This is a genomic window from Sphingobacterium alimentarium (assembly GCF_004342685.1).
Lineage (GTDB): Bacteria > Bacteroidota > Bacteroidia > Sphingobacteriales > Sphingobacteriaceae > Sphingobacterium > Sphingobacterium alimentarium.
On sequence record NZ_SMBZ01000067.1, the window covers coordinates 1 to 10707 of the forward strand.

Consider the following 10707-nt stretch of genomic DNA (forward strand, 5'->3'; position numbering starts at 1 on the left):
AACTAAATTTCAAAATGACAAAGAACGAGCTAGCCTTAATGGGCCAAATTTGTTTAATTTTTAAAACGTCCCGATTTTAATGGGACACTAGTGAACCAATATATTACATCATATTGTGCTTAATGTGCTTTTTGAATCAAAGCGTGGCACAGGTTCCAATCAAAGGTACAGTAAGGGATAAAGATAGCGGTCAGCCTTTGGCTGGGGTTAATGTTTCTTTCATGGCAACAGGAAATTCTACCCTCTCAAAATCAGACGGTTCTTTCGAATTAATATGGCAGGGCATAGCAGACACATTGTTATTCAGACATCTGTCGTACGAAACGAAAAAGCACTATTTTAATAATAATTCACGAAATGAAATATTCTTTCTAATACCTAAGATTAATGTTATAATGGATGTTGAAGTTTCTACAGGATATTATACGCTTCCTAAGGAACGTGCTACGGGGAGTTTTTCTCATGTAAATGAGGAGTTGCTGGAGCGTACAGTCAGTTCAGACATCATCTCTCGGCTCGAGTCAACTGTCCCAGGTTTACAGTTCGACAAACGCAATAGTGGTGGCACAAATGCTTCTGATCATCGTCTTGATCTGCGCTTGCGTGGAGCCAGTACTATCGCAGCAAGCATGGAACCCTTAATCATTTTAGATAATTTTCCTTACGGTGGTGATATTAATAATATTAATCCAAATGATGTCCAATCTATAACATTTTTAAAAGATGCTGCTGCTGCCTCGATTTGGGGTGCCAAAGCTGCCAATGGTGTTATTGTAATAACAACCAAAAAATTAGGTAAAAAGGAAGGTAGTTCTATGAGTTTTTATTCAAATTTTTCATTACTATCGAAACCGGATTTATTTTATAATCAAGCATTTATTAGCTCTAAGGATTTCATAGACCTAGAGAGAAATTGGTTCGATAAAGGAATATATCAGGCACGGGAAAACAATTTAGGAATGCCTGTATTGAGTCCTTCAATAGAAACTTTGATCCAGCTTAGAAATAATGAGATTACCCAGAATCAGGCTGATGCTCAATTGGCCCTGTTAGCAGGAAATGATATAAGGAAAGATGCGAGTCATTTGCTCTACCGTAATGGTTCTATACAACGCCACGGTATTGATTTCGCAGGGCGAACACAAAATACAAATTATAGGCTATCTGTAGGATATGACAGAAATAAAGATGTGAATATAGGTGACGCTTCGGATAGATTAACACTAAATGCGTCCAATAGTTTCTCGCTTTCTCCCCGCATATATTTAAGTTCAAATATCAATTTTGTGACCTCAAGTGTTTATAATAATAGTTTTGATATTAGAAGCCAATCTTTCCTCTTACCGTATTATACACTCTTTAATAGCGATGGGAGTCACGCTTCATTCGTAAGAGATTTTCGTCCCCGCTTTGTAGGCGCAGCGGCAGATCAAGGGCTTGATTGGGCATATCGGCCATTGGATGAAATCGAATTGAAAAATAAGAGAGACAATGCTAATGATATACGTATCAACTCTACACTGGACTATAAAGTAATGAAAAGTCTTGCTTTACAGTTCTTATATCAGTATCACAACTATGGCACAGAAGGAAGAAACTTATTAGACCATAGAAGCTATCAAGTAAGACATCAAGTGAACCGGTTCACTCAGTCCACTGGAAAATCAGAATTCCCGGTGGGTGATATTTTAGAGTTGTCAAATTCTAGAGTGTATAGCCACTCGGGCCGGTTACAGATGAATTTTGAGGAAAGTTGGGGTAATCATAATGTCATGGTTTTAGCAGGGGGGGAGATCAGACAAATCAATGGTGAATCATCTGCTTATAGTTATTACGGATATTCGGATGATGTGCTTACGACAAACCAGCAATTAAATTATAATGTACTTTACCCTATACGCCCAAATGGTAGTGCACGAATTCCTTTTCCTACGAATGCATTAGGTTCTACGATCGATAGATTTCTATCATACTATGCAAATGGGTCTTACACCTATGCTAGGAAATATATTGCAACAGGAAGTCTCCGGTGGGATGCATCAAATCTATTTGGTGTTCGTACCAATCAGAAAGGTGTGCCTTTATGGTCTAGCGGAATTTCTTGGCTTATGCATAATGAGAAATTTTTTAATCTAAATTGGATTAGCCAAATGAAGTTACGAACTACATATGGTGTAAGTGGTAATATTGATAAAACAGTAACCGCATATCCTACTGTTACTTATTCCCAAAATTCAGAGACAAGTCTACCTATGGCAATTGTGCGTTCTCCCGGTAATAGAAATCTTCGTTGGGAGCGAACGTCAATGCTAAACATTGGAGCTGATGTTGGACTATTCGGGAATAAACTGATTGGTACACTAGATGTATATTGGAAGAAAAGTAGTGATTTGATTGCTAATAAATTGATCGATCCAACGCTGTTTTATAGCGGTGGACTAGGCAATTTTAAAGTTAACTATGCAGATCTTGAATGTTCGGGGGCTGATATTAATTTAGAGGTAAGACCATTAGGTCGTCAGGTCAAATGGTCTTCAAGTGCAAATATATCCCATAGTAGGAATCGAGTCACCGAGATTGCTACGGCAGATAATTCATCAGCAACTAGTTATACACATGGACTTAGCAATAGAGCAATTATTGATAAGTCGTTGGATAATATATATAGTCTTCCTTGGGCGGGACTAGAATCAAATACTGGCGATCCGCTAGTTCGGGAAGGAGAGATATTGACTAAAGAATATACGAGATTTATTAATGGACTGCAAATTGATGATTTAATAGAGCATGGTAGTACGGTTCCTATTTTATATGGTGCATTTCGTAATAATCTAACGTGGAAGGGTTGCACCCTAAGCATAAATATTGCATTTAAAAGCAAATATTTTTATAGAAGGAAATCAATTAGTTACAATACGCTAATGCAGAACAATACTGGTCAACACCTAGATTATGAGAATAGATGGCAAGCTCCGGGTGATGAGTTGTTTACTAATGTACCATCTGTTCCTATGAGCGTGATAGCTAATAGAGATGTAGTATATCTGCAGTCTGAGGTTTTGGTGGAACCAGGAGATCATATTAGGATTCAGGATGTACGATTACAGTATGATTGCAAACTTCGGCATACAAGTAGTAAAGTTCTTAAACTCCAATTATATGCATTCGCTAATAACCTTGGTTTATTATGGAAGAAATCCCATTTCAATATTGATCCGGATTATCCATCGGCCTATTATCTCCCACCGACGACAGGCTCAATAGGTTTAAAAATTAATTATTAAAATTAAAATATATGAATATGTCATATTTGAATAGTATGTGCAATATAGCTAAAGTTTCTATGGGTTTAATAGTGCTTAACTTATATTCTTGTGGGGAGGAATTTTTGGATATTAAATCGGATAAAAAGATTGTTATTCCGACAACAATATCAGATGCTGCGGCTATCCTAGAAAACTCATCCGTGATGAATGAAGGTCGAACACCAAATCTGCCGGACATATCTTCTGATGACTACGAGGTGCCTAGCAATACATTTGCATCTTTGTCTCCATGGGAAAAAAATGCATATCTATGGAATTCTAAAATTTATGTGGATACAAAAGGATCTGAGAATTGGTCCTTTTCATATCAGCAAATATATTATGCCAACTTAGCCCTTGAAATTCTGGAAGGTGTTGGGAAAGATGGCACCAATGAGAAACAATATAATTCACTGAAGGCTCAGGCACTTTTTTTTAGAGCTTGGGGGCACTATCAGCTCGTAAATCTATTTTGCAAGGCATATGATGCAGATGCCACTTCGGAGTTGGGAATAGTTATACGGCTTAGCACGGATCTGGAGGAGAAAATTTCTAGAAGTACTTTGTCTGAATCTTACGAATCAATAATAAGTGATTTATATCTTGCATCGACATTACATAGCAGTATGCAAGAGCACAAGACTCATCCTTCAAAAGCGGCTGTTTTTGCATTACTATCCAAAAGTTATCTAATGATGGGGGATTATAAGAATTCACTATTGTATGCTGATTCTTGCCTCCTGTATCATTCACACTTACTAGATTATAATGATATAACTGCAGATGCAGCTCTCCCTTTTGAGCGTTTTAACAAAGAAGTTATCTTTCATTCGACAGTAAATTATGCACCAATTATTCTGGGAAGCAATATTAATATTTCATCTTCTCTTTATAATCTTTATGAAGAAAATGATATTCGTAAAAGAGCATTTTTTACTCTTAGAAATGGTAATTTGAATTTTAAAGGCACTTACAATAATTCTGCGATAGCTTTTGGAGGGATAACATCTGCTGAAGTAATGTTGATAAAAGCTGAATGCTTGGCCCGCGAGAATAAATTAGAAGAAGCTAAAAACTGTCTAGTTCATTTTTTAAAACATCGTTACATGAAAGGGACATCAATTATTATTAGTGAATCATCTTGGGGCTCCCTTCTTTCCCGTATCTGGATGGAAAGAAGAAAAGAATTGTTAATGCGGGGAATTCGTTGGTCTGATTTAAAAAGAATAAATCGAGAAGGGCTTAATCCAATAACGCTGAGTAGAAATATCGATGATCAGTTATATTTTCTTGAAGCAAATGATCGGCGATATGTGTTACCAATCCCTGATGTCGTGATAGAAACAAGTGGACTAAATCAAAATCTTAGATAAATAAGCGCCCGTCAAGAGATTGATGGGCGCCCTGGGAACACTAATTTCATTTCAATGTTATGGTAATTTGTACCTTATATCCGCAACAGGCTGTGTACCACTTTCAAGTTCTGTTTCCTCCATGTTCGTTACCGGAGGAATCTCTGTCTCGAAAGCGACTTCACAGTATTGTGCAGGCGGAATATTTGGACAGCTACTTGTAGGACTTCCTGTGCTAATTTGCGAAATATTTCCATTTGCATCTACCTCAAACCAATGAAGGGATACCTCAGTCTGTGTCTGTTTAAAAGACATCAACGTCACCTATGTTCCTGCAATAGCTAAGGCTACCAAAGCCATTGCATTATTTTTTAAATTTTTCATAGTAAATGATTTACATGGTTTATAAATTTAATTTATTGGACTAGCTTATTAGTTAGTCCATATTTTGTTATCTAGTAGCTTTCATTTTTTTGTACGATGCCTGAAAGAATACGTTAAGATAATCGGAAAACCATTTGGCTGGTGATGCCCTTGCCTAAATTAACCTTGAATTTAGGGTAAGCTTTAATTATATGATTAGAATATATTAAGTTTTTATAAAAGAATGGGTTAAGAACCACTCTTTGTGGTGACTATAATTTGTAAATACCAAGCTGTAATGCTTAAGATTAAAAATACTATGTTGAACCAAAGGTGTTCTTGCCAATTTAAATGTGCTATAATTAATCCGCAACCACATGGCAGTCTATCCCAAACATTAAGCAGAGCCGATGCAATGTATAGGGTAAAAACTGTCATCAGAAAAGTAGATGCTATAAATCCAAAAAGACGGTATTTTGGTGTTACAATTAGGAATGCTGTCAGTAATTCTATAATGGGTAAACTGTATATGATTAATTTGGAAAGAGATAAACTAATTGGGTGTCTATATATGTCATTTTTAAACGATTCAAAATCGATTAATTTATGAATGCTAGTTGGAACCCAAAGTAAAAGTAATAGAATCGTAATTCCGAAAATCAAATAGGGTTGTTTTTTAATAGATTCAAAATGTTTTCCTTTATTCATATCCTCGCATCATTCAAATTTCAGAACATCAATTTTGGAATTTTGCATCCGTACGGATACTATTATCTAATTTTTTTACCAGTTAAGTCAAAGTATATTGCTCTGCGAATGGAACTTCTAGATATGCCAAGTAGGTCTTGCTGTTCAACCTGACTTAGAGAGGCAACTAATTCAGGCATGTTTTTTCGAAATTTAAGGTAGGATTGTTGAGGATCCAGACACGAATTTAATTCTCTTAATCTTGCTAATTGATGTTTTTTCTTGTTCATCCATGCCCCCACAATACTGTCTAAACTTCGATCATCACGCATAAAATTTTTAATTCTATTATAACTTATTGCTAGAACGTGGCTTTTTCGTAAGGCTGTAATGTTGCTTTTTGCTTGATTATGTGAATAAAGATGATAAGTTGTCATCAAAGCCATATGAGGTAGCCCTATGGATAGAATTGACCGTTTGTCTTTTAAGGTTTTAGGATCAAGGTAATAATTTACGCGTCCGAGAATCCCTTGGCTTACATAAATGATTTTTTCTTCTTCCCAACTGAAATCATATATACAGGCCCCTCGTTTATAAGACGCATATTTAGCATATTTTGATAACCACTCTGCATGGTAAGGTTGAATAATTGTAAACTTTGCCCAATACTTTAAAAAGTGATTTAGAGCTAATTGATAATCTTTGCTATTTCGTTTCATATTTAGTTATTTAGTAGGTGCTTAGTTTATAAATACAACACTAGCAAAATCATCATGTATAAACCTAAAAAAATCGTAAACAACAATATTTGGCACCTCAACGACATTAAATCAACTACATTTGTCGTTCACGCATTGGATTGTGGTAAATTTTGCAGTTTAGGCTGAATTTTTTGTCGTTTGCGCTTTTTTTCTTTATACTCTAAAAGTTTTCGTATTTTATATAATTTAACCTAACCGCGGAATTAGCAATTAATAATAATTATCTAATCCACTATTCCCTCAATATTTTAGTAGGTGAAGGTAATTTCAATGAAATAATTTTTGTTGCAATAAATTTGAATTAATTACTTTGAATTACTTTCAGTTTATCGAGAATGTAGTTTTAAAAAATGGGAAATATAAATATGTGTCAAATAATCTATACTCCATTATATAGTTTGCTTTTATTTATAAAACTAGGACGAAGGAGATTGGATTAAGGCCCATAAAAATCACTATATAATTGGTTTATACCAACATTAGATTTATAGGCTTGAGTGCTAACCTACATACAACCTTATTACATACATAACCTTACACATTAGAATCTATGAAAAACCGTCTTTTGCAATTATTTTACGCGTTAACTATCTTATGGATTGTGACGCTATCAGCTTATGGCCAACAAGTTAGGGTAGGTAGGACTACGGGTGACTTACCCTATTTAGAATATTCGGACGGAATGGTGCGTTTGGGTGCAGACAAAATGGGATTTATTGATACGGCAATACGTGTGCTAGTAATGGATTCCCTAGAGAATCGGTATAAGGTGAAGTTGTCCCAAAACTGGGAGGCATTCATTCCCAAACGTTTTGTAAGATCTTCAACCCATGCCGCTGATACCCTACGAGAATCAACTTTTTTGAGTGCTTCCTGGCATCTGTCGGCCAATGATAGGTCCGATGTGCTGACGGTCAGCTTGCCAGAACGCCTTCCTTACCGTAGTTTTCAATCTCCAGCGCCTAACAAAATTGTCGTCGACGTATTCGGTGTATCAACCAATACGACGTGGATTACTCAATTGACTCAGACGAAGATCGTTAAAAATGTGTACCGCGAACAAGTGGAGAAAGATGTGCTGCGCATTCATATCGAATTGGAAGGCCAGCAAAATTGGGGATATAGCATTGCCTACGTCAAGAACTCCTTACGCATCGTCGTAAAGCACGCGCCAGCTAAGAAAGGTATCAAGCATCTTTTCATCGCTATTGATCCTGGTCATGGTGGTGCAGCAAAGGGAGCGGTGAGCCCCAATGGCACGGAAGAGAAAACCTATAATTTAAAATTCGCGAAAGCGCTAGAAGCCTACCTACACCGCAAAGGGGTTAAAAATGTGTATTTAACACGCACGGAAGATGTGGACGTAGCCACGACAGATCGTGTCTTGAAACTCAGAGCTGTGGATCCCGATTTACTGATTAGCTTGCATCTGAATGCTTCCTCGAGGCCCGAGATCAAAGGAGTGAGCACTTATTATCATCATAATGGATCGCGCACTGTTTCTAAAAATATTTTAGAGGAAATGATCGATCTAGGTCTTAGTGAATTCGGTCTTATCGGTAACTTCAATTTCTTGCTCAATTCGCCTACAGAATACACCAACAGTTTGGTGGAAATTGCTTTTTTAAGTAATGAGGAGGATGAGCAGCGGATACTACAAGATAAATTTCATCAGCAGACAGCCGAAAAAATATACAGAGGCATAGTCAAATGGCTAAAGGATGTGCAATAAAGTATGTCATGAACCTAAAAGGCTGAATGATAAGATTATTTTTCAATGGTTTTCAGATTAAAAAACAAAAATGAAATTTTGAGGTTCTATTAGTATACCAAAAACATACTACAATGGCAACTGATAAAAAAATTAAAGCAAAAGAAGATGCAGCTAAAGATCTGCAAGAGTTATTCGAAGATGGATTAAAAGATATCTATTGGGCAGAAAAGGCTCTATCCAAAGCATTGCCTAAGATGGAAAAGAATGCGACTTCTGCAGCACTAAAAGATGCTATCAAGTCACATCTGGAAGAAACAAAAACACATATCACGCGCCTGGAGGAAGCTTTCAAATCTATTGGCCAGAAGGCGGAAGCCGAAAAATGTGATGCCATGGAAGGCTTGCTTGAAGAAGGCGAAGGGATCATGGAAGAAACGGAACCAGGGGTGGTTAGAGATGCAGGCATTATCGCTGCAGCACAGAAGGTCGAGCATTATGAGATTGCTACATATGGTACATTAGCGGCTTTTGCAAAAGTGTTGGGTCATAAAGATGCCCTTAAGTTATTGTTGGAGACATTGGAAGAAGAAAGGGCCTGTGATGAAAAATTGACTGGTATAGCGGATACCAACCTGAATAGTAAAGCCAAATAAAACGAAAATTATTACAACCATAAAAGTGAAGTCTACCTTTAAGGTAGACTTTTTTGTTTTTTTTGCAATATTTCTTGTATTTATTCGTTTTAATAGTGACCACTAGGATGAAATTTAGAGAATCATCTTAGCGCGACATCAGAACAATGTCTTTTCTTTAACCCTCTCTTTTTACACTTACAATTTTTTTATGAAGACAACGAATCATGATGACCCAGGTCATATCACTCAATTATATCAGCTCAAAGAATATAGTATAGTCAAAGCCATCTTATACACTGATAACAGTGGCGATACAGTTCGGTACTATTTAAAGTATTATCACAATGATATGGAAATAAGCCGGGAAATTTTCGACATTTATAAATACAGTTTACAACTTGAGGGCGGAAATAACGTGTAGCCGGAGCGCTACACAGACAAAATTTATCTTGCATCTCTTCAACCATTAAGGGGTGGTGTTGTTCTCATTATTACTGTAGAGAAATTAATAATGAACGAATATCTAGATTTGGAATCTGCTTTTGACTATTGCGAAGCGCATCAAGTAAATATGCTAAGCTGTGAGCACTGTTATCTCGAGGAGCATGCTTTATTTACCTTATACAGTATCCGGGAAGAAGTTTTATTCAGGATCATTGCACAAACCCGTATGGATGAAAAAAGAACAATTATTCTTCCTTACGAATTGTGCCGAAGAGCATCCAAGTCTATCAAATTTGATACTTCCCGTGTGCATACGGAGTGGACTTAATTCACGCATTTCCTCCATAATTCTAAAGGGAATATTTAAGTTTTTATTCAGGTAGTTTTCTTACCTTATTTGCCTTTTTTAACAATATATCGATAATTATAGTGACATATTATTACTTGTGTCGCTTATTAAATTGGTATTGATGATCAGGAATATTTTATTATTAAATTGGCAGGAAATTACTATTTGGTAATAAAAAAAAGACCAATCTTTCGATTAGTCTTTATGAACGAATATTATCTGTCGAGATCTCTTAGCCAAGTTTCTACTTCTTCACGAGTCTTGCCCGTTTTTTCTTGCAGTCTGCCGTACAGCTCGTTTTCTTTACCTTCAGCGTACATAAGATCATCATCAGTTAAGTCAGCATATTGTTGCTTCACTTTACCTTTTAAAATATTCCATTTACCTTTTAAATCTAATGAGTCCATAGTATTATAGTTTTGTTGTACTTATAGAACATATAGCGCAACAATTAGTTTTATTGGATATGTTATTAAATGTTAAATTGGGCTTAATGGATCCCTATGTACCTAAACTTCTTAACTAATAAAAATAAAGACACATAAATATATTAAGTTCAGTAATCAGGCAGGGTCCAATAATTTTATTTGGAATCAAATCGAGGTTCTGGAGAAAGTTTGCAGCTTTATTTATTACTGCAAATTATAATCGAAAACTGTTTCAATAATAATCCTATTATTCTCATCCCCAAAAATTTAATTTTTGAAACGTATTGTTATATGTTCCGAATTGAGAAAAAAGTTAAGGTTTAAAAACAGGAAATTCATTTTCTTATCGTCAGTTAATTGATTTTATTAAGGAACTGCCTAGTATTGAGTTAATGATTACTATGTATTGAGATCAAATCGTGGTTTATTAAGGCAAAAGAAATGTTAATAAATAGTATTCGAATATTAGCAAATGAATCTATTTATATGCTCAATAAGTGGCATTTTGAGCTTGGATATTCAATATTTGATATAAATTGAAGGTATATAGAGACAAAGTGATGTCTTAAATTAAATCATTACTGTCCCATTAAAACTTGAAATTGTTCTTTGAAATATTTGAAATATAGTTAGTTATAGAGGTTTGGCAACCGAACGGACTTGAAAACA

At 35.7% G+C, this 10707-nt stretch carries 10 protein-coding genes; 6 read left to right on the forward strand and 4 right to left on the reverse strand.

Translation table 11 applies throughout. The features are described from left to right. Nucleotides 1-143 precede the first annotated feature (143 nt). Nucleotides 144-3284, forward strand: a complete 3141-nt coding sequence (locus EDC17_RS15820) for a SusC/RagA family TonB-linked outer membrane protein (protein WP_165894447.1) — start codon at nt 144-146, stop codon at nt 3282-3284. 35 nt (nt 3285-3319) lie between these two features. Continuing rightward, nucleotides 3320-4678: a RagB/SusD family nutrient uptake outer membrane protein gene (locus EDC17_RS15825; protein ID WP_207895789.1), complete on the forward strand. Its 1359-nt coding sequence runs from the start codon at nt 3320-3322 to the stop codon at nt 4676-4678. Nucleotides 4679-4735: 57 nt separating this feature from the next. On the opposite strand, the gene EDC17_RS15830 is transcribed toward EDC17_RS15825, so the two are convergent. The 3 genes from EDC17_RS15830 to EDC17_RS15840 form a co-directional block, all read right to left on the reverse strand. Then, entirely contained in the window at nt 4736-4972 is a 237-nt protein-coding gene (locus tag EDC17_RS15830; RefSeq protein ID WP_132779096.1) for a hypothetical protein, read from the reverse strand. 297 nt (nt 4973-5269) lie between these two features. After that, complete coding sequence (locus tag EDC17_RS15835; protein ID WP_132779098.1) at nt 5270-5728, reverse strand: MauE/DoxX family redox-associated membrane protein; 459 nt, start codon at nt 5726-5728, stop codon at nt 5270-5272. A 62-nt stretch (nt 5729-5790) separates the two neighbouring features. After that, on the reverse strand, nt 5791-6426 hold the full coding sequence (locus EDC17_RS15840) for a cyclic nucleotide-binding domain-containing protein (protein ID WP_132779100.1): 636 nt from the start codon (nt 6424-6426) through the stop codon (nt 5791-5793). A 592-nt stretch (nt 6427-7018) separates the two neighbouring features. On the opposite strand from EDC17_RS15840, the gene EDC17_RS15845 reads away from it, so the two are divergent. The 4 genes from EDC17_RS15845 to EDC17_RS15860 all read left to right on the forward strand — a co-directional run bounded on the left by EDC17_RS15845 (nt 7019) and on the right by EDC17_RS15860 (nt 9589). Beyond that, nucleotides 7019-8200 (forward strand): N-acetylmuramoyl-L-alanine amidase, encoded by a 1182-nt coding sequence (locus EDC17_RS15845; RefSeq protein ID WP_132779102.1) that lies wholly within the window; start codon nt 7019-7021, stop codon nt 8198-8200. 113 nt (nt 8201-8313) lie between these two features. Further along, a complete protein-coding gene (locus tag EDC17_RS15850) occupies nt 8314-8835 on the forward strand; it encodes a ferritin-like domain-containing protein (RefSeq protein ID WP_132779104.1) in 522 nt (173 codons plus the stop codon). Between the two features lie 190 nt (nt 8836-9025). Next, on the forward strand, nt 9026-9238 hold the full coding sequence (locus tag EDC17_RS15855) for a hypothetical protein (RefSeq protein ID WP_132779106.1): 213 nt from the start codon (nt 9026-9028) through the stop codon (nt 9236-9238). Nucleotides 9239-9328: 90 nt separating this feature from the next. After that, nucleotides 9329-9589 (forward strand): hypothetical protein, encoded by a 261-nt coding sequence (locus EDC17_RS15860; protein WP_132779108.1) that lies wholly within the window; start codon nt 9329-9331, stop codon nt 9587-9589. Nucleotides 9590-9825: 236 nt separating this feature from the next. Here EDC17_RS15860 and EDC17_RS15865 read toward each other — a convergent pair whose 3' ends face one another. Beyond that, on the reverse strand, nt 9826-10017 hold the full coding sequence (locus tag EDC17_RS15865; RefSeq protein WP_132779110.1) for a CsbD family protein: 192 nt from the start codon (nt 10015-10017) through the stop codon (nt 9826-9828). Between the last annotated feature and the right edge of the window lie 690 nt (nt 10018-10707).

Excerpts from the sequence above, each read along its gene's own strand:
- EDC17_RS15825 (WP_207895789.1), top strand. The coding sequence starts at position 3,320 with ATGTGCAATATAGCTAAAGTTTCTATGGGTTTAATAGTGCTTAACTTA.
- EDC17_RS15830 (WP_132779096.1), bottom strand. The coding sequence starts at position 4,972 with ATGTCTTTTAAACAGACACAGACTGAGGTATCCCTTCATTGGTTTGAG.
- EDC17_RS15835 (WP_132779098.1), bottom strand. The coding sequence starts at position 5,728 with ATGAATAAAGGAAAACATTTTGAATCTATTAAAAAACAACCCTATTTG.
- EDC17_RS15840 (WP_132779100.1), bottom strand. The coding sequence starts at position 6,426 with ATGAAACGAAATAGCAAAGATTATCAATTAGCTCTAAATCACTTTTTA.
- EDC17_RS15845 (WP_132779102.1), top strand. The coding sequence starts at position 7,019 with ATGAAAAACCGTCTTTTGCAATTATTTTACGCGTTAACTATCTTATGG.
- EDC17_RS15850 (WP_132779104.1), top strand. The coding sequence starts at position 8,314 with ATGGCAACTGATAAAAAAATTAAAGCAAAAGAAGATGCAGCTAAAGAT.
- EDC17_RS15855 (WP_132779106.1), top strand. The coding sequence starts at position 9,026 with ATGAAGACAACGAATCATGATGACCCAGGTCATATCACTCAATTATAT.
- EDC17_RS15860 (WP_132779108.1), top strand. The coding sequence starts at position 9,329 with ATGAACGAATATCTAGATTTGGAATCTGCTTTTGACTATTGCGAAGCG.
- EDC17_RS15865 (WP_132779110.1), bottom strand. The coding sequence starts at position 10,017 with ATGGACTCATTAGATTTAAAAGGTAAATGGAATATTTTAAAAGGTAAA.